Here is a 17,741-nt window from a genome sequence, read left to right on the forward strand (position 1 = left end):
AGTGATGATGGCGAAGAGGTCACACCCGTTCCCATACCGAACACGGAAGTTAAGCTCTTCAGCGCCGATGGTAGTTGGGGGTCTCCCCCTGTGAGAGTAGGACGTCGCTAGGCACCACTATTCCGAAGTAGCTCAGTGGTAGAGCAACCGGCTGTTAACCGGTTGGTCGTAGGTTCGAGTCCTACCTTCGGAGCCATTTATGGAGAGCTGTCCGAGTGGCCGAAGGAGCACGATTGGAAATCGTGTATACGTTAACCGCGTATCAAGGGTTCAAATCCCTTGCTCTCCGCCATATAGCTTCAGTTCTACATAGTACATGGCCCCTTGGTCAAGCGGTTAAGACACCGCCCTTTCACGGCGGTAACACGGGTTCGAATCCCGTAGGGGTCACCATTTTCGGAGGATTAGCTCAGCTGGGAGAGCACCTGCCTTACAAGCAGGGGGTCGGCGGTTCGATCCCGTCATCCTCCACCATTTATCTTCATAGTATTGTCGCGGGGTGGAGCAGCTCGGTAGCTCGTCGGGCTCATAACCCGAAGGTCGCAGGTTCAAATCCTGCCCCCGCAACCAAGGTCCCGTGGTGTAGCGGTTAACATGCCTGCCTGTCACGCAGGAGATCGCGGGTTCGATTCCCGTCGGGACCGCCATTTTTTAATAAGTAGATTTTACATAAGCCATAACGCTTACATAAAATCTTGTTGGCTCAGTAGCTCAGTTGGTAGAGCAAAGGACTGAAAATCCTTGTGTCGGCGGTTCGATTCCGTCCTGAGCCACCATTTGCGGGTGTAGTTTAGTGGTAAAACCCCAGCCTTCCAAGCTGGTGATGAGGGTTCGATTCCCTTCACCCGCTCCAAATGGGCCTATAGCTCAGCTGGTTAGAGCGCACGCCTGATAAGCGTGAGGTCGATGGTTCGAGTCCATTTAGGCCCACCATGTGTATTCCGAAGTAGCTCAGTTGGTAGAGCATCCGGCTGTTAACCGGCAGGTCGCAGGTTCGAGTCCTGCCTTCGGAGCCATTGATGGGGAAGTACTCAAGTGGCTGAAGAGGCGCCCCTGCTAAGGGTGTAGGTCGGGCAACCGGCGCGAGGGTTCAAATCCCTCCTTCTCCGCCATCATGCATTGGCCCCTTGGTCAAGCGGTTAAGACACCGCCCTTTCACGGCGGTAACACGGGTTCGAATCCCGTAGGGGTCATCGCAAAACACGTTCTTCGATTTTCGAAGAGCGTGTTTTTTTATAGTTTTTAAAGTGAGCGGTCGTTCTGGAGCAAGTGGGTCATTTTCTAGAACATGTAGTCGAATTTCTAAGTCATGTGAACTGCTTTCTAGAACATGCAGAACCATTTGTAGATTCAAAGTCGTTTAAGGAAACTAAGCCATCGTTCTCATTCACTCACATAAGAGTTTCGCACACAGAAAGAGGCTGGATCAGAATCCAGCCTCTTTTTGCATCAGGTATACGATTTGCCTAGTTCTGTTAATCGTTGAGCAAATGGCTCTGTTCGATCGAAGGCAGCGCCGTAAGTCTCACGAACCTCATAGGCACTTGTTCCATGTTCTACATAATCAAGTCCTGTCATTTCTTCTTCTTCCGTTACTCGGATACCTATAGTTACTTTTGTGATGTAGACCACTGCGAATGAAGTGCTAGCCACCCATAGTATCACAGCAGTAATGCCTACTGCTTGAATACCGAGTAACTGGATACTTCCTGACGTGAATAACCCCGCTGATGAATCGAACAGTCCCACAGCTAGAGTACCCCAAGCACCAATAATACCATGAACTGTTATCGCACCTACCGGATCATCTACACGTAGCTTCGCATCTAATAGACGAATTCCTTCAGTCATCACAATACCTGCAATGAATCCAATAGCAATAGCGGAAGGGAGGGAGACATTCGCTGCACCAGCAGTAATTCCTACTAGACCGCTCAGGGCTCCGTTTAAAGTTAACGATGCATCAATCTGTCGGTAGCGTAACTTCGTATAAAGAGCAGTAGACACTACCCCAGCAGATGCTGCTAGAAGAGTATTTGTAATGATTGAAGGAACCGTTTCAGGATCAGCTGCTAATGTACTCGCTCCGTTAAATCCGAACCAACCTAACCAAAGGATGAATACGCCAAGCGCACCTAAAGGAATGCTGTGTCCAGGGATAACATTTACTTTCTTTCCTGAATACTTGCCAATACGAGGTCCAAGGACTGCAGCAGCTACTAATGCGCCAACAGCTCCTGTTAAATGGACTACAGTAGAACCAGCAAAGTCTATAAATCCTAATTGCGATAACCAGCCTCCAGCCCAAACCCAGTGACCTACGACAGGATAGATGACTGTGACGACCGCTATGGTTAAGACGAAATAGGCGGACAGCTTCATTCGTTCTGCTACTGCTCCGGAGATGATTGTTGCAGATGTAGCTGCGAAAACTGCTTGGAAGACGAAAAAGGCGATATCCTCTACTCCAGACAGTGCAAACCCTGAAGTGCCGATGATTCCTTGGAACGAATCTCCGAACATTAAAGCATAGCCAACCACAAAATAAAGAAGTGAGGCAATAGAAACCGTGATAAAGTTTTTCATTAAGATGTTGACGGTGTTCTTTGACCTAGTGAAACCTGATTCGACCATTGCAAAACCAGCGTGCATAAAGAAGACGAGGATGGTACCTAACATGATCCAAAGCATATTGATAGATGAAAGTAAAAGTTCGTTTGTCATTCGGTTTCCTCCTTAGTGTACAGCGATAGCGCCGGTTTCTTTTGTTCGAATACGAATAGCTTCTTCTACAGGGAGAATGAAAATCTTCCCGTCTCCCACTTTACCGGTTGAAGCAGTTTCTACTATCAAATCGGTAAGAGCTGCTACCTCAGAATCATCGACGACCATTTCAATTTTCAATTTCGTATGAAACTCCATTTCGTATTTATTTCCTCGAAACAGTCCAGTACGACCTTCTTGCTTCCCGATACCAGCTACTTCACTCACGCTAAATCCATCAATTCCATGCAAGGCTAAGGCTTCGCGAATGTGTGGAAAGACATCTGGACGAACGATTGCTTCAATCTTTTTCATAGTAGCACCTCCAATGTTAGAATATATAACATCATAAAATGTATTTTCAGAAAAATCAACCATTATTTTTATTTTAATGTAAGGAAAACTAACATAATCGAATTCGTTCTTAATTTTGTAAGTCAAAAGTGTGCGTGCATACTAGGAAAGGAGTAAAATAAATGTAGTGTGAAGTGTAAAGTCACGGAGGTTTAATTAATGGCAAAACAAGTGAATTCTACAACTGGAACGGAATATCTTTATACAGAAACAATTGATTCAGAAGGAATCTCTCCTATAGCGTTTTTTGAAGCTGGAGAAAGGTTGTACGAAGGCCAACGTCTATTTTGGCAAAATCGAGAAAAGACACATACGATTGTAGGACTCGGGCATGCTGCCGTACTAAAGGCAGCTGACACGAACCGAATAGCTACAATCCAATCGGAATGGAACCGTTTAAAACAAGTCGTAGTGAAAGAGAAGATGGATCAAGCACCGATTTTATTTGGTGGCTTTTCTTTTGATCCACTCCACGTTGTCTCAGGGGAGTGGGCTGCTTTTTCTGCTGCTTTTTTTGTTGTCCCTCAATTCCAACTTGAAATCAAAAATGAATCGATCAAATTGTCCATCAACTGCATGTCAGAGCGGACGGATATGTCGACACGTTTTGACCAATTACGAAAAGAGCGTGACCGGCTTCTTCATATGGCACAAGTCCAAGAACGTCCATTGTTTGAAAAGGCCAACGTGATTGAGAAAGTGGAGCGAAATGTTCCAGATTATTTGGCTGCTGTTCGTTCTGTAAAAAAAGAAATTGCTACTGGGAAAGTTGACAAAGTAGTTATTTCTCGGTCTATCGAGCTTGACTTTGAGGAACCGGTTTCTTCTGGTGCAGCACTTTATTATGCTCTCCAAGAGCAGCCGGAAAGCTATATCTTTGTACTTGAAAATGGGAGTTCTACTTTCTTAGGTGCCACCCCAGAGCGTCTAATTCGCAAAGAACAAGGTACTGTATATTCAGCAGGAGTTGCGGGTTCTGTTCGAAGAGGGAAAGACGTCGGAGAAGATCAACGTCTAGGGACGGCACTACTTACGGATGAAAAGAATTTAGAAGAACACGAATTTGTTGTGTCTATGATTCGTGATGTGATCGAACCATTATGTAACGATCTCATTATTCCAAGTCATCCAAAGCTCTTAAAAGTCCGTGATATCCAGCATCTCTTTACCCCGATTCAAGGACAGGCAGCTCCTGACAAGGATATGTTCTCGTTCGTAGATGCTCTTCACCCGACTCCAGCGCTAGGCGGAACTCCAAGAAAACAAGCTGTGGAATTGATTCGAGAGCTTGAACAGATGGACCGTGGCTATTACGCTGCGCCTATCGGCTTTGTTGATGCGGAAGACAACGGGGAATTTGCTGTAGGTATCCGCTCTGCACTTCTTCGGGGAGGAAAAGCGCTACTTTATGCTGGAGGCGGAATCGTATCTGAGTCTGAACCGCTAGCAGAGCTAGAAGAGACGAATGTGAAATTCCGTCCAATGCTTCGAGTACTAGGGGGACATCGTCATGACTTATAAAGAAACCTTGACTCGCTATGTACGGACTTTTTTATCTGCACTGAAAGACTACGGAGTCGAACAGGTCGTTGTCAGTCCGGGATCTCGTTCAACGCCACTTGCCTACGGTGTGGTCTCAGATCCAGATTTTAAAGTGTCGATTCAAGTTGACGAGCGGTCTGCTGGATTTTTCGCTTTGGGACTTGCTAAGGCTTCAGAAAAACCGGTTGTTCTGGTTTGCACATCGGGATCTGCAGCAGCAAACTATTTTCCAGCAATTGTGGAGGCATACTACGCTCGAATCCCACTGATTGTAGTGACCGCAGACCGGCCACATGAGTTGCGCCAAGTAGGAGCTCCCCAAACTATCGACCAAGTAAAGTTGTATGGAGATCATGTGAAATGGACATTCGATTATCCTTTAGCAGATTCCTATGAAGCCACAGAACCATTTGTTTATCAACAGACGGTTCGTGTGGTCGCAGAATCGATGCAGGCACCTAGAGGACCCGTCCACGTGAACATGCCGTTCCGAGAGCCGTTACTTATCGATTTAGAGATAAAACCAAGGCAAAAAGCTAGTAAGACAATTCGTTACCCTGAACAACGACTGTCTGAACGAGACAGAGAAGAATTGACGAGTCTAATTAATGGGGCTAAGGGTGGTATTGTAGTAGTTGGTGAATTTACTACATCAGACCGAGCTGCAGTGGAAGTCTTCTTGACGAGACTCGGGTGGCCAGTCCTTTGTGATCCGCTTTCGAATTTACGAACGACTAAAAACAATTCTTTACAGCAACTACTCATTGAGAATTACGATGGGATGCTGAAGAACAAAGATTGTTATGCGGCTTTAAAACCTGATGCCGTCATTCGTATAGGAGCACAGCCTGTATCAAAATTCTTGGGTATCTTTTTGAAAGAAAGTGCTCCAAGCTTGGTCATCTCAGTCGATCCTGCAGCACGTTTTCGTGACTCGCTTGGACTCACTACGGATCTTGTCGTTGGAGACATTGCTGCACTTCAAGAACTAAAAGTAGCACCAGATTCCGAGCATCAAACTGTAGCATCATGGATCCGTTGGAATCAACAAGTCCGTAAGTTGATTACGAACTATAGAGAGCAGCAATCTGATGAGGGAGCTTATGTAGCTACGCTTTTAGAGCACTTACCAGAAGAGAGTCTCCTCTTCGCTAGTAGCAGCATGCCGATTCGAGATGTCGATACATTCTTACAAGCGAAAGCAACTGGCGTCCATGTGCTTGCGAACCGTGGTACAAATGGTATTGATGGTGTGGCATCCACAGCATTCGGTGTACAAAAAGCTGCACAACGTCCACTGGTTCTGCTGATTGGAGATCTAGCGATGTTGCATGATGCGAATGCTCTGCTACTGAGTCGCTATCAGGAAATTAGTGGAACTATTGTCGTCATGAACAATGACGGGGGAGGCATCTTCTCCTATCTGCCCCAAGCAACAATTCCAGAGCATTATGAGACGCTGTTTGGAACCGCGAGTGGTTTGAAATTTGATAAGCTTGCGGAGATGTATGGGCTTTCCTATACTGCCGTCACATCTAAAGAACATCTTGCTGAACTCATGAAACAACCTACAAGTGGGCTTCGTATTCTAGAGATATCCACTCATCGTCCAACAAATACGGAGGCTCACCGAGAACTTTGGAAGCAAGTTGCAGAGAGTTGGAACTCGCATGACAAGTGATGTAAAGTATCGACGCTGGAATGACAACGGGACGAAGAGAGTCATTATGTTACATGGCTTCACGGGATCTGAGCGTTCGTTTGAACCTATAATTCCGTATCTTTCAACAGAAATTGAAGTAATAGCACCGCTCCTTCCTGGTCACGGAAAAGAGCCATCAAGTTTAGAAGACCTTTCGATGGAATCACAAATTCAGTGGCTTCGGGAGTTTATTGTCAGCAATGAACTTGAAGATGCTGCGCTCCTCGGTTATTCGATGGGGGGACGGTTGGCGATTGGATATGCCATGACTTATCCCGTAAAGCAGCTCATTTTAGTAAGTAGCTCGCCAGGTATTCAAAGCGTTGAAGAACGAAAGAGCAGGGCGGAAGCTGATAAAAAATTGGCTCAGAGCATTCGACAGAACGGCATAGAAGAGTTTATCTCCTACTGGGAGCAGATTCCTTTATTTGCATCGCAACAATCGCTGCCAGTTGACGTGAAGCGACGAGTCCGAGCAGAACGATTGCAGCACCAGCCTCTGCAGCTTTCTATGAGTCTCGAGCAGTTCAGTACGGGGAAGATGCCGAGTTATTGGCAACAGCTAGGAACGTATGCTGGACATGTCACTCTGATCGTAGGAGAGCAAGATTCTAAATTCGTCGCTATTGCTGAAGCAATGGAGAAATTACTGAAACATTCGGAACGCATTGTGGTGCCTCGTGCAGGCCATGCGATTCAAGTGGAAAATCCGAAAATCTTTGCTACAATAATAGAGGATGTACTTTTAAGGAGGAACTAACATGACAAGAGAATGGAAACCGCTCCGTACATACGAAGATATCAAGTATGAATTCTTCAACGGAATCGCAAAAATTACAATCAACCGTCCAGAAGTGCGCAATGCCTTTCGTCCAAAGACGGTAAACGAATTGATTGACGCGTTCTCACGCGCTCGCGACGACAAAGATATCGGTGTAATCATTTTGACAGGCGAAGGCGAGAAAGCGTTCTGTTCAGGTGGAGACCAGTCAGTTCGTGGGCACGGTGGTTACGTTGGAGACGACGAAATCCCACGTCTAAACGTATTAGACCTTCAGCGTCTGATCCGTGTAATTCCAAAACCAGTAGTAGCCATGGTTTCAGGATATGCGATCGGTGGGGGACACGTCCTTCACGTTGTATGTGACTTGTCTATTGCTGCTGACAATGCACGTTTCGGTCAAACAGGACCTCGCGTTGGTTCATTTGATGCTGGATACGGTTCTGGTTACTTGGCCCGTATCGTAGGTCATAAGAAAGCACGTGAAATCTGGTACCTATGCCGTCAATACGACGCGCAACAAGCGCTTGATATGGGCTTGGTCAACACAGTGGTGCCATACGAGCAACTTGAAGACGAAACAGTAAAATGGTGTGAAGAGATGCTTGAGATGTCTCCGACAGCTCTACGTTTCTTGAAAGCAGCTATGAACGCAGACACAGACGGTCTTGCGGGTCTTCAACAAATGGCTGGAGACGCTACACTTCTTTACTACACAACGGATGAGGCAAAAGAAGGTCGTGACGCTTTCAAAGAGAAGCGCAAGCCAGATTTCGGTCAATTCCCACGTTTCCCTTGATTTAACACATCTAGCTGTCCTATAGGGCAGCTTTTCTTTTTAATGAAAGGATGAATGGGGATGTATCCAAACTTACTTCAGAAACGAGTAGCGTTAACTCCAAACCGAGCGGCGTTTGAAATGAACGGCAAGACTTGGACATGGAGTGAAGTATATGGTCGAGCTTTAACCATCGCTGAAAAGCTTCCAATCAAAGAAGGCGAACGAATTGGTTTCTGGACGAAAAACAGCGAGTCTCTTTACTTCTTTCTCTTAGCGGCGATGCTAAAAGAGTCCGAAGTGGTTCTATTCAATGATCGTCTGACTGAGGAAGAATTCTTGTATCAACAGCAAGATGCGGAAGTTCAACTGACTTTAACAGAATCCTCTGATCGAGCTCGATTAGACAACGTGTTTTTATTCCGTGAAGTGGAAGAGGGAATTCCAAATCCTTTTACAATGCGACCACAGTGGAACCCTGATCGAACAATTTCTATCATGTACACTTCTGGAACGACTGGACGACCAAAAGGTGTTCGCCAAACGCTTGAAAATCATATGTCGAGTGCACTCGGTTCTGCGCTGTCATCTGGTGTGCTGCCAGAAGATAAGTGGTTATGTGTCATGCCTTTGTATCACATAAGCGGTTTTTCGATGATTATGAGGTCTCTTATCTATGGCTCTGCTCTGCAGCTTCACACGCGCTTTGAAGTTGATGCGATTCTTGAAGCAATAGAGCACGACGGGATTAGCCATCTATCCGTCGTGACGACAATGCTCGGACAACTTCTTGAACAGTACGAGAAGCAGCCTTTTCCTATTCCTTCAATGTTTCGTACAGTCTTAGCGGGTGGTGGGCCGGTACCTGCTAGTTACTTGAAACAAGCACAATCGAATGGGTTTCCAGTCGTGCAAACATATGGGATGACGGAGACTTCTAGCCAGACCTGTACATTGCTCGCTGAAGATGCTATTCGAAAACTGGGTTCTGCAGGGAAGCCTCTATTTTTCGCAGAAGTTCGAATCGACGGCGAAGAAGAAGGAGAAGTGTGGGTAAGAGGGCCTCACGTGACACCTGGTTATATTGGAGCAGCAGCACATATCGATCCGGTAACGGAAGATGGATGGTTGAAGACGGGAGACATAGGCCGAATCGATGAAGAAGGTTATCTGTACATTTTGGATCGCCGATCGGATTTGATTGTCTCAGGTGGAGAGAACATCTATCCTGCTGAAATTGAACAAGTGCTGGTGGGACATCCAAATATTCAGGAAGCAGGAGTTACTGGCAAACCAGATGAACGCTGGGGACAGGTGCCAGTAGCCTTTGTTGTACTGCGACCAGGCGAAGAGTTACCAGAGCTCGATTCTTACCTAGGACAACATTTGGCAAAGTACAAACATCCTAAAGAAATTCGAGTAGTCGAGCAATTGCCTCGCAATGCTTCAAATAAATTGATTCGAAGAGAATTGAAAAAGTGGTTATAAAAAAAGGGGAAGCAGGCAGGTGCCTGCTTCTCCTTTAGTTGTCTAATGCAGTTTTTAGAGTTTCGATATTGCGTTCCATGATCGTTAAATAGTCGTCTCCATTGTCGATATCTTCATCCGTCAGTACACCCAAATTGTGAAGGGGAAGCGTTTCGGCACCGACTTCCGTACGAATTATATCTGTGAGTTTAGATGAGACATTCTGTTCTGTTAAAATGTACGAGATTTGTTGCTCTTTTGCTTGATCTACGATAGTAGCCAGCTCTTTTTGAGACGGCTCATCTTGAGTGGAAAGACCCGCAACAGCTACTTGTTGCAAGCCGTAATCTTTCACCCAGTAACCAAATGCGGCGTGAGAAACGAAGAATGTATCGCGTTCTGCGTCGCTAACCATTGTTTTAAACGATTCATCTAATGCAGCAAGATCCGCTTCTAATGCTTCAAAATTCGCTGTGAATTCTTCTTCGTTTTCTGGAGATGCCTCGATCAATTCATTGAGGATTGACTTAGCTAATTCAGCGCTTAGTGTAGGTGAGATCCAAAGGTGTGGGTCTAGTGCTCCGTGATCATGACCTGCGTGAGAATCTGCTTCTTCAGCATGCTCCTCTTCAGAATGACCGTCTTCCGTATGTTCCTCTTCGGAATGACCATCTTCTGAGTGGCCATGTTCCTCTTCTGAATGTCCTTCTTCAGCGTGTTCTTCTTCAGAATGATTCTCACCTTCTAAAAGAGCATCATCAGAAATAAAGTCTGCAAGCTCAACGATGTCAACGTCTTGATTCTCTAATGTTTTCTTTGCATTCGGAATAAAGCTCTCAAGTCCAAGACCAATTGCGAACAACTTATCCGCTTCGGCAAATTTGATCATATCTTGTTGCGAAGGTTCATAGGTATGTTCATCAGCTCCTGGAGGATAGACAGATTGAACATTTACTAAATCGCCACCGATTCGCTCAGTGAAATATTCAAGTGGATAGACCGTTGTATAAATAGAAAGCTGCTTAGCGTCTTGAGATGATGATTGGTTTGAAGTGCCTTCCTCCGAGCTGCAAGCTGCTAAAGTTAAAGCAGACGCCAGCGCGAGAGGGAATAAGATCTTTTTCATAACTTCCTCCTAAATAGTAATCGTTACGTTTTGTAAAATGACTTTCTTATCATACAAGCATTTCAAAAAGAAAGCAACAAAAAACCACCAAATTATTTTTTTGGTGGCCAGTCGTCAGGAACAGGATCGATTCCGCCTTCATGAAAGGGATGACATTTTAAGATGCGGCGCACAGTCAAGTAACCGCCTTTAAGAGCGCCGTGTTTTTGTAAAGCTTCTACTCCGTAGTGAGAGCAGGTCGGATAAAAACGGCAGCTGGGTGGTGTCAAAGGAGAGACAGCTTTTTGATAAAATCGGATCAATCCGATAAACAGATGTTTCATTTTCGTTCACCTCATGATGTTTAGTTTACTCTAAAAGATGGGAAGATAAATAGTACAACGACTTAAAAGGAGAGATGATAAATGTCAGCAGCACTTAATAAAGAACTTAACAAACAGGTGGCCACTTGGTCCGTCATGTACACGAAGTTACATAATTACCACTGGTACGTTAAAGGCCCAACATTCTTCACGTTGCATGCAAAGTTTGAGGAGCTTTACAACGAAGCTACTTTGCACATGGATGAGATTGCAGAACGCCTACTAACTCTTGGTGGAAAACCTACAGCTACATTAAAAGAACATCTCGAACTATCTGTTGTTAGGGAAGCTACTGGTAAAGAATCCACAGAACAGATGGTAGCTACTATTGTAAAAGATTTTGATACCATCATGAAATCCTTGAAAAAGGGGATGGATGAGGCGGCAAAAGATGAAGACGATATGACAGAGGATCTTTTGAACGCAGTGTACCAAAGTATTGAAAAGCATCAGTGGATGCTCAACGCTTTTCTTGGTGACACAAACGAATAAGATACTAGAGCGTGTGCGGAAATCTCGCACACGCTTTTTGCTATACTGAACGTAGTGAAAGGCGTGATTTGATGATTACATTTCAAGATACAACTGGAACCCCAGTAACTCTCTCATTCGATTTACATGATTTTACGATTCCTTCCCGACATGTACTTGTCATCGTCAAAAGAGGGGACGAGTACCTCGTCACAAAGCATCCAACGAGAGGAATCGAGTTTCCTGGTGGCAAAGTCGAGCAAGGGGAGACGTTACACGAAGCAGCTGTTCGTGAAGTATTGGAAGAGACGGGTGTCCATATTCATGATGTCCAGCCATTTGCTGCCTATCAAGTCGAAGGGGAAGCACCATTTGTGAAAACTGTCTTTCTCGCACAATTTGCTTCTGAACAACCGTTTCTATCACAGTTTGAAACTACAGGGAGACAGTGGTTACGACTTCGTGACATTGAACGTCATCCGGATAAGAGCTTCTATATGCGAGACGAGGGAATGACCACGATGCTGACGGAATTAAAGCGTCGTTTTCCTATTGTCAAGAGTCATAAGATTCCAAGTCCGCATAACGATGTCAGCATTCAAGAAGTGACGTATCATTCAGATGACTATTATGTAAAAGGCTGGCTAGCGCTACCTAAGGGTGAGGCCAGAGAAGCAATCGTCTATCTACGAGGTGGCATTAATCAGATCGGGAAAGTTCGGCAGGCTCGTATAGCTCAAATCGCCAGTCAAGGATTCGCTGTCTTTGCTCCGCACTATAGAGGCTCGTTCGGAGGAGAAGGAAAAGATGAATTCGTTGGGGACGACCGACAAGACGCTTACGGAGCTATAGATATTTTGAGTTCATTAGGTTATGACAGGATTCATTTGTTCGCATTTAGTAGGGGAGGCATCATGGCGCTCTGGACAGCTATCAAACGCCCGAGCGTCACCTCCATCGTAACGTGGGGTGGTGTTTCATCTATCTATCTGACATATAAAGAACGGGTGGACATGAGGCGCATGATGAAGCGAATCTATGGTGGGTCGCCGAATACAGCGGCAGAGGCATTCGACTCTCGAGATGCTTTACAGCATTTAGATGATATTCACTGCCCTGTTCTGATCATTCATGGGGAGCTTGATAAAAATGTGGGCTTTGAGCATGCGACGCTGTTAGAAGACGGCTTGAAAGAGAAAGGGAAGCAAGTGGAGACGCGTTATCTGAAAAATCATCATCATTTTGTTCCCGATCCTCTGAACCGGGAGATTTTACGCGAGGCACTCGACTGGATGCGCGAGCAGTAAGAGGGAGATTGGAATGAGCGGGTGTTCATCGGCTTAAAGGGGAGTTTCTTGTGCATCAAGTTAAGTTTCTTCTGCATGAAGTTGAATTTCTTCTACATGAATGGAGATTTCATCTACAAGGGACCTTCAAATAAAAAGAAGAGTCTGGGACATAACACATTCAATTCCACAAATTTAGTTAAAGATAACAAAATGAAAAGTGTGTAGGGGTGACTCCAGCGGGATTAAAAGCGGAAGCTGAGACCTTGGCTCAGCCCGCGCCCGCGGAACGCTTCCCCTACACACAATAGAACAAACAAAAGGGAGTTTCTCATTATGAGAAACTCCCTTAGCTGGGTTTTGTCCCAGCCTCTTGTTTTGGTTTAATTAGATGATAGGGCCGCCTTTAGAGATAATCTCTTCAGATACGCCAGAGAACTTTTTGAAGTTCTCACGGAAGCTGTCAGCAAGCTCTTTTGCTTTCTTGTCATAAGCGTCTTTATCTGCCCAAGCATTGCGTGGGTTCAAGACGTCACTTGGTACGCCAGGAACTTCTTTAGGAATCGCGACACCGAATACAGAACCTTGCTCTGTTTCTACGTTATCTAGTTTCCCGTCGATTGCTGCACGAACCATAGCGCGTGTGTAAGACAGCTTCATACGAGTACCAACGCCGTACTCTCCGCCAGTCCAACCTGTGTTGACTAAGTAAACATTCACTCCGTGCTCGTCGATTTTTTGTCCTAGCATTTCAGCATACACAGACGCTGGAAGTGGAAGGAATGGAGAACCGAAGCAAGTTGAGAATACTGGTTGTGGGCTTGTGATCCCACGCTCTGTACCTGCAAGTTTTGAAGTGAAGCCACTTAAGAAGTGGTACATCGCTTGTTCTTTCGTTAATTTAGAGATTGGAGGCAATACGCCGAATGCATCTGCAGTCAAGAATACGATCGTTTTAGGGTGACCTGCTACAGATGGTACCATGATATTCTCGATAAAGTCGATTGGGTATGCAGCACGTGTGTTTTCAGTCAATGAATTGTCATCATAATCTGCTTCACGCGTCTCTTCATCAATCACTACGTTCTCAAGAACAGTACCAAACTTGATCGCATTGAAAATTTCTGGTTCATTTTCTTCCGTCAAGTTGATACATTTTGCGTAACAACCGCCTTCCATGTTGAAGACGCCTGTGTCTGACCAACCGTGCTCGTCATCACCGATCAGCTTACGGCCTTTGTCAGCAGACAATGTTGTTTTACCTGTTCCAGAAAGACCGAAGAACAAGGCAACATCGCCTTCTTCACCAACGTTTGCAGAACAGTGCATTGGAAGAATGCCTTGCTCTGGAAGTAAGTAGTTCATGATGCCGAAGATGGATTTTTTCATCTCACCAGCGTATTCTGTACCACCGATCAGGACGATTCGCTCTTCCATAGAAACCATGATGAACGTTTCCGAATTAGTGCCATCAACAGCAGGGTCTGCTTTAAAAGTAGGTGCACTTACAATCGTGAATTCTGCATTGTGAGAGGCAAGCTCTTCAGCAGTTGGACGGATGAACAACTGGTGAGCGAATAGGTTGTGCCATGCATACTCATTGATCACTTGGATTGGTAAGCGAGAATCTTTGTCTGCTCCTGCAAATCCTTTAAATAGGAAAAGAGCATCTTTTGTTTGTAGGTAATCAATTACTTTTGCGTAAAGATATTGGAAGATTTCTTTAGAGATTGGACGGTTTACAGAACCCCAATCAACCTTGTCGCGAGAAATGTCTTCATCGACCATATATTTATCTTCTGGGGAACGCCCCGTGTACTTTCCGGTTTCTGCGCGAAGTGCGCCAGTTGAAGTCAAAGTGCCTTCTCCACGAGCTGTTGCTTGTTCAACAAGTTGAGCTACTGAAAGCTGTGTATGGACTTGGTCTCCCGATAATAAAGACTGAATTGCGCTTTTTGTATCGATCGATTGCATAGGTTGAATACCATCCTTAAATAGATTTTCCGCATTAACGGAATGCTAATATGTGAATTAGTATAACACATTAAAACAAATAGTCTACACTAATACGTCACCTAAGTGGTGATTTTTTTGTGTAGGGTTTCACACAGTTTTTTGTTGACTTTCTCAATACGAGTGCGTATGATGAAAAATTGAACGGATACTCTTATCCCGAGCTGGTGGAGGGGTCAGGCCCTATGAAACCCGGCAACCTCAATAAGATAGAGATTCAAGACTTATTGAAAAGGTGCCCAACCTGAGACAGGGATTTTCCCTGATTGATAAGAGTGAAAGGTGCAAAGAAATCATCCTTTCCTCATTAGTGAGAGAAAGGATTTTATTATTTATGAACGCCTTCAACCATGCGCCAAATCCAAAACAGCTTCAAGTATTCTAGGCTTGCCATGGGGAATGAGTACCGGTTCAATTCACGAGAGCAATCTCGCAGGATCAAGAAGGAGGAAATATTATGACACAACGTCGATTATTCACTTCGGAATCAGTAACAGAAGGCCATCCGGATAAGATTTGTGACCAAATCTCAGATGCGATCCTTGACGCAATCTTGACTGAAGACCCGAATGCACGTGTTGCGTGCGAAACTACTGTAACTACTGGACTTGTTTTAGTTGCAGGAGAAATTACAACATCTGCTTACGTAGATATCCAAAAAACGGTGCGTGAAACAGTTCGAGAAATCGGCTACACACGTGCAAAATTTGGTTTTGATGCAGACACATCTGCAGTCTTAACAGCAATCGATGAGCAATCTGCTGATATCGCTTTAGGTGTTGACCAAGCGCTTGAAGCTCGCGAAGGTTCTATGACGGACGCGGACATCGAAGCAATTGGTGCAGGTGACCAGGGTCTCATGTTTGGATTTGCTTGTAATGAAACAGAAGAATTAATGCCACTTCCAATCAGCTTGGCACATAAATTGTCACGCCGCTTATCAGAAGTGCGTAAAAACGAAACTCTTGAGTACCTTCGTCCAGATGGTAAAACTCAAGTGACGGTTGAATATGACGAGAACGGGAAACCAGTTCGTGTAGACACAATCGTTATTTCAACACAGCACGCTCCAGAAGTAACGCTTGAGCAAATCCAATCAGATTTGAAAGAACACGTGATCAACGCGGTAGTTCCAGCTGAGTGGATTGATGAAAACACAAAATACTTCATCAACCCAACAGGTCGCTTTGTAATTGGTGGACCTCAAGGAGATGCAGGTCTAACAGGACGTAAGATCATCGTTGACACATACGGCGGTTACGCTCGTCACGGTGGCGGCGCATTCTCTGGTAAGGACGCTACAAAAGTAGACCGTTCTGCAGCGTATGCAGCTCGTTATGTAGCAAAGAACATTGTCGCTGCAGGTCTTGCTGACAAAGTAGAAGTTCAACTTGCTTATGCAATTGGTGTAGCACAACCAGTTTCTATCGCTGTTGATACGTTTGGTACTGGGAAAGCAACTGAAGCGGATATGGTAACATGGATTCGTGAATTGTTTGACCTTCGCCCAGCAGGAATCATCAAGATGCTTGACCTTCGTCGTCCGATCTACAAGCAGACAGCTGCTTACGGACACTTTGGTCGTACAGATATTGATGTACCATGGGAAAAAACAGACAAAGCTGCTGATTTGAAAGCTAAAGCAGGTCTATAAGATGAAAGCAAAACCATCCGAGACTAGTTGTCTTGGATGGTTTTTTGTTGTTGCTTATAAAACTGGCCTTTTTCATGGTATTCGCGAACGATACGGTCCATGTCTTTTCGGTCTTCTTCGTTTACTGCGCGCACGACTTTAGCAGGACGTCCATATGCCATCATACCAGGTGGGATGATCTTTCCTTGAGGAACTAGACTGCCAGCTCCAATAAAGGCGCCTTCACCAATTTCAGCTCCATCTAAAATGATGGATCCCATTCCAATTAATGCACCTTTTCGAATGGTGCAGCTATGTAAGGTCACTTGATGGCCAACCGTTACTTCATCTTCGATGACCAATGGATACTGAGGGCTCTGGTGCAGACAGCATAAATCTTGAATATTTACTCTCTTCCCTATTCGTGTGGCGTTGACGTCTCCACGGATGATCGTATTGAAGAAAACAGAAGAACCTTCCTCAATTTCTACATCCCCTGTGATCGTTACAAAGTCTGCCACGAAGACTGAAGGATGGATTTTTGGAGTTTTTTCACCAAATGGATAGATCATAACAGACTTCCTTTCTCTACACTTGCTATACTATACAATAAGTGTAGCAGAATCAGAAAGGGGAAGGTAGCCATGTGGATATGGGAAGCAGAAAACCAACCAAAAGCAGTCGTGGTCATCGTCCACAATGTTTTCGAACACCATCGCCGCTACGCATGGGTCATTGAATACTTGAGACAAAACGATCTTCATGTGGTGATGGGAGACCTCCCGAGTCACGGAGAATCTGCAGAGAAGAAGGGGCTTCATAATGAATCTATCGGAGAGTATGATCATTATCTTGAACGCGCGATAACTTATGCTAGTCAGTTCAACTTGCCCATTTTCTTATACGGTCATGGCTTTGGAGCAACGCTCATCCTTCATTACATGAGAAAACAAAGAGACTCTATAGCGGCAGTACTCCTTACCAGTCCCTGGCTTGAGTTGTTTGAAAGCCCATCTAAGTGGGCAAATCGAATCGCCAAACTGACCATCAATCAGCGATTAAAATTCCCACTTGATCCAGAGCTTTACGTGGAGGACCCACAACTTCAAAAAGAATATGAAGAAGATTCCTTAATTCATACGACAGTTACAACAGATTGGTATGAGAGTCTTGTTGAGCGAATGAAGACGGTGTCTCAAGCGAAAAACGAATGGGCACTTCCTGTTTGGCTTCAAGTTGCTAGTGATGACCGCATCATCAATGTGGCTGCAGTTCGGAACTGGATGAGTCACCAAAAGCTGCAAACTATTCATTACTCGGAGTGGGATCATATCCAACATGATATGCATCAACACGCGGACCGGGAATTCATTGCAAAGAGTGCTATCGATTTTATACACCTCACTGTATTGCGACTTGGCTATGTTATATGACGTCTGACCTTAAATGTGTTATACTCTAAC

Annotated in this window: 15 protein-coding genes, 12 tRNA genes, 1 rRNA gene and 1 riboswitch; of the genes, 22 read left to right on the plus strand and 6 right to left on the minus strand. The window is 45.0% G+C overall.

Annotation, left to right across the window (positions count from 1 at the left end; all coding sequences use genetic code 11):
- The 13 genes from rrf to CQS04_RS00065 all read left to right on the plus strand — a co-directional run.
- Positions 1–113 (plus strand): 5S ribosomal RNA (gene rrf, locus CQS04_RS00005); the annotation flags it as partial.
- 8 nt (positions 114–121) lie between these two features.
- A tRNA-Asn gene (locus CQS04_RS00010) sits at positions 122–196 on the plus strand.
- Positions 197–201: 5 nt separating this feature from the next.
- Positions 202–292: transfer RNA gene (locus CQS04_RS00015), tRNA-Ser, on the plus strand.
- Between the two features lie 26 nt (positions 293–318).
- A tRNA-Glu gene (locus CQS04_RS00020) sits at positions 319–393 on the plus strand.
- Positions 394–398: 5 nt separating this feature from the next.
- Positions 399–474 (plus strand) — tRNA-Val (locus CQS04_RS00025).
- Between the two features lie 19 nt (positions 475–493).
- Positions 494–570, plus strand: a tRNA-Met gene (locus CQS04_RS00030).
- Between the two features lies 1 nt (position 571).
- A tRNA-Asp gene (locus CQS04_RS00035) sits at positions 572–647 on the plus strand.
- Positions 648–700: 53 nt separating this feature from the next.
- Positions 701–776: transfer RNA gene (locus CQS04_RS00040), tRNA-Phe, on the plus strand.
- Between the two features lie 3 nt (positions 777–779).
- A tRNA-Gly gene (locus CQS04_RS00045) sits at positions 780–853 on the plus strand.
- Positions 854–856: 3 nt separating this feature from the next.
- Positions 857–933, plus strand: a tRNA-Ile gene (locus CQS04_RS00050).
- 7 nt (positions 934–940) lie between these two features.
- A tRNA-Asn gene (locus tag CQS04_RS00055) sits at positions 941–1,016 on the plus strand.
- 5 nt (positions 1,017–1,021) lie between these two features.
- Positions 1,022–1,112: transfer RNA gene (locus CQS04_RS00060), tRNA-Ser, on the plus strand.
- Positions 1,113–1,121: 9 nt separating this feature from the next.
- Positions 1,122–1,193 (plus strand) — tRNA-Glu (locus CQS04_RS00065).
- Between the two features lie 256 nt (positions 1,194–1,449).
- Here the strand turns inward: CQS04_RS00065 and CQS04_RS00070 are convergent.
- Positions 1,450–2,724: an ammonium transporter gene (locus tag CQS04_RS00070; RefSeq protein WP_100352196.1), complete on the minus strand. Its 1,275-nt coding sequence runs from the start codon at positions 2,722–2,724 to the stop codon at positions 1,450–1,452.
- 12 nt (positions 2,725–2,736) lie between these two features.
- Positions 2,737–3,078, minus strand: a complete 342-nt coding sequence (locus CQS04_RS00075) for a P-II family nitrogen regulator (RefSeq protein WP_100352197.1) — start codon at positions 3,076–3,078, stop codon at positions 2,737–2,739.
- Between the two features lie 198 nt (positions 3,079–3,276).
- On the opposite strand from CQS04_RS00075, the gene CQS04_RS00080 reads away from it, so the two are divergent.
- Genes CQS04_RS00080 through menE form a run of 5 tightly spaced genes read left to right on the plus strand, consistent with a single transcriptional unit; the run spans position 3,277 to position 9,408 of the window.
- The gene (locus CQS04_RS00080; protein ID WP_100352198.1) at positions 3,277–4,638 is read left to right on the plus strand and encodes an isochorismate synthase; all 1,362 of its coding nucleotides are present in this window, start codon (positions 3,277–3,279) and stop codon (positions 4,636–4,638) included.
- The gene (gene menD, locus CQS04_RS00085; RefSeq protein ID WP_100352199.1) at positions 4,628–6,340 is read left to right on the plus strand and encodes a 2-succinyl-5-enolpyruvyl-6-hydroxy-3-cyclohexene-1-carboxylic-acid synthase; all 1,713 of its coding nucleotides are present in this window, start codon (positions 4,628–4,630) and stop codon (positions 6,338–6,340) included. Before CQS04_RS00080 ends, menD begins: the two co-directional genes overlap by 11 nt.
- Positions 6,330–7,121, plus strand: coding sequence for a 2-succinyl-6-hydroxy-2,4-cyclohexadiene-1-carboxylate synthase (gene menH / locus CQS04_RS00090; protein ID WP_100352200.1), 792 nt, complete (start codon positions 6,330–6,332; stop codon positions 7,119–7,121). The genes menD and menH overlap by 11 nt, the downstream gene beginning before the upstream one ends.
- 1 nt (position 7,122) lies before the next feature.
- Positions 7,123–7,941, plus strand: coding sequence for a 1,4-dihydroxy-2-naphthoyl-CoA synthase (menB, locus tag CQS04_RS00095; protein WP_100352201.1), 819 nt, complete (start codon positions 7,123–7,125; stop codon positions 7,939–7,941).
- A gap of 60 nt (positions 7,942–8,001) precedes the next feature.
- Positions 8,002–9,408, plus strand: a complete 1,407-nt coding sequence (gene menE, locus CQS04_RS00100; RefSeq protein ID WP_100352202.1) for an o-succinylbenzoate--CoA ligase — start codon at positions 8,002–8,004, stop codon at positions 9,406–9,408.
- 34 nt (positions 9,409–9,442) lie between these two features.
- On the opposite strand, the gene CQS04_RS00105 is transcribed toward menE, so the two are convergent.
- The gene (locus CQS04_RS00105) at positions 9,443–10,513 is read right to left on the minus strand and encodes a metal ABC transporter solute-binding protein, Zn/Mn family (RefSeq protein WP_100352203.1); all 1,071 of its coding nucleotides are present in this window, start codon (positions 10,511–10,513) and stop codon (positions 9,443–9,445) included.
- A gap of 92 nt (positions 10,514–10,605) precedes the next feature.
- Positions 10,606–10,836 carry a membrane protein insertion efficiency factor YidD gene (gene yidD, locus CQS04_RS00110; protein ID WP_100352204.1) on the minus strand — a complete coding sequence of 77 codons (231 nt, stop codon included), beginning with the start codon at positions 10,834–10,836 and terminating at the stop codon, positions 10,606–10,608.
- Positions 10,837–10,917: 81 nt separating this feature from the next.
- Between yidD and CQS04_RS00115 the strand changes: the two genes are divergently transcribed.
- Together CQS04_RS00115 and CQS04_RS00120 are read left to right on the plus strand one after the other, a co-directional pair.
- Entirely contained in the window at positions 10,918–11,367 is a 450-nt protein-coding gene (locus CQS04_RS00115) for a Dps family protein (protein WP_100352205.1), read from the plus strand.
- A gap of 71 nt (positions 11,368–11,438) precedes the next feature.
- Positions 11,439–12,653 (plus strand): prolyl oligopeptidase family serine peptidase, encoded by a 1,215-nt coding sequence (locus CQS04_RS00120; RefSeq protein ID WP_100352206.1) that lies wholly within the window; start codon positions 11,439–11,441, stop codon positions 12,651–12,653.
- Positions 12,654–13,019: 366 nt separating this feature from the next.
- Here CQS04_RS00120 and pckA read toward each other — a convergent pair whose 3' ends face one another.
- Positions 13,020–14,606, minus strand: coding sequence for a phosphoenolpyruvate carboxykinase (ATP) (gene pckA, locus CQS04_RS00125; protein ID WP_100352207.1), 1,587 nt, complete (start codon positions 14,604–14,606; stop codon positions 13,020–13,022).
- Positions 14,607–14,796: 190 nt separating this feature from the next.
- Positions 14,797–14,921: riboswitch (SAM riboswitch) on the plus strand.
- A 181-nt stretch (positions 14,922–15,102) separates the two neighbouring features.
- Between pckA and metK the strand changes: the two genes are divergently transcribed.
- On the plus strand, positions 15,103–16,299 hold the full coding sequence (gene metK, locus CQS04_RS00130; RefSeq protein ID WP_094943990.1) for a methionine adenosyltransferase: 1,197 nt from the start codon (positions 15,103–15,105) through the stop codon (positions 16,297–16,299).
- Between the two features lie 23 nt (positions 16,300–16,322).
- On the opposite strand, the gene CQS04_RS00135 is transcribed toward metK, so the two are convergent.
- Positions 16,323–16,850, minus strand: a complete 528-nt coding sequence (locus CQS04_RS00135; protein WP_100352208.1) for a gamma carbonic anhydrase — start codon at positions 16,848–16,850, stop codon at positions 16,323–16,325.
- A gap of 72 nt (positions 16,851–16,922) precedes the next feature.
- On the opposite strand from CQS04_RS00135, the gene CQS04_RS00140 reads away from it, so the two are divergent.
- Positions 16,923–17,711, plus strand: a complete 789-nt coding sequence (locus tag CQS04_RS00140; RefSeq protein ID WP_165775417.1) for an alpha/beta fold hydrolase — start codon at positions 16,923–16,925, stop codon at positions 17,709–17,711.
- The last annotated feature ends 30 nt before the right edge of the window (positions 17,712–17,741 follow it).

Source organism: Chryseomicrobium excrementi (assembly GCF_002798305.1).
GTDB lineage: Bacteria > Bacillota > Bacilli > Bacillales_A > Planococcaceae > Chryseomicrobium > Chryseomicrobium excrementi.

What these genes read in the sequence shown, in the direction of transcription:
- CQS04_RS00070 (WP_100352196.1), bottom strand. Translation starts at nt 2,724, where the DNA reads ATGACAAACGAACTTTTACTTTCATCTATCAATATGCTTTGGATCATG.
- CQS04_RS00075 (WP_100352197.1), bottom strand. Translation starts at nt 3,078, where the DNA reads ATGAAAAAGATTGAAGCAATCGTTCGTCCAGATGTCTTTCCACACATT.
- CQS04_RS00080 (WP_100352198.1), top strand. Translation starts at nt 3,277, where the DNA reads ATGGCAAAACAAGTGAATTCTACAACTGGAACGGAATATCTTTATACA.
- menD (WP_100352199.1), top strand. Translation starts at nt 4,628, where the DNA reads ATGACTTATAAAGAAACCTTGACTCGCTATGTACGGACTTTTTTATCT.
- menH (WP_100352200.1), top strand. Translation starts at nt 6,330, where the DNA reads ATGACAAGTGATGTAAAGTATCGACGCTGGAATGACAACGGGACGAAG.
- menB (WP_100352201.1), top strand. Translation starts at nt 7,123, where the DNA reads ATGACAAGAGAATGGAAACCGCTCCGTACATACGAAGATATCAAGTAT.
- menE (WP_100352202.1), top strand. Translation starts at nt 8,002, where the DNA reads ATGTATCCAAACTTACTTCAGAAACGAGTAGCGTTAACTCCAAACCGA.
- CQS04_RS00105 (WP_100352203.1), bottom strand. Translation starts at nt 10,513, where the DNA reads ATGAAAAAGATCTTATTCCCTCTCGCGCTGGCGTCTGCTTTAACTTTA.
- yidD (WP_100352204.1), bottom strand. Translation starts at nt 10,836, where the DNA reads ATGAAACATCTGTTTATCGGATTGATCCGATTTTATCAAAAAGCTGTC.
- CQS04_RS00115 (WP_100352205.1), top strand. Translation starts at nt 10,918, where the DNA reads ATGTCAGCAGCACTTAATAAAGAACTTAACAAACAGGTGGCCACTTGG.
- CQS04_RS00120 (WP_100352206.1), top strand. Translation starts at nt 11,439, where the DNA reads ATGATTACATTTCAAGATACAACTGGAACCCCAGTAACTCTCTCATTC.
- pckA (WP_100352207.1), bottom strand. Translation starts at nt 14,606, where the DNA reads ATGCAATCGATCGATACAAAAAGCGCAATTCAGTCTTTATTATCGGGA.
- metK (WP_094943990.1), top strand. Translation starts at nt 15,103, where the DNA reads ATGACACAACGTCGATTATTCACTTCGGAATCAGTAACAGAAGGCCAT.
- CQS04_RS00135 (WP_100352208.1), bottom strand. Translation starts at nt 16,850, where the DNA reads ATGATCTATCCATTTGGTGAAAAAACTCCAAAAATCCATCCTTCAGTC.
- CQS04_RS00140 (WP_165775417.1), top strand. Translation starts at nt 16,923, where the DNA reads ATGTGGATATGGGAAGCAGAAAACCAACCAAAAGCAGTCGTGGTCATC.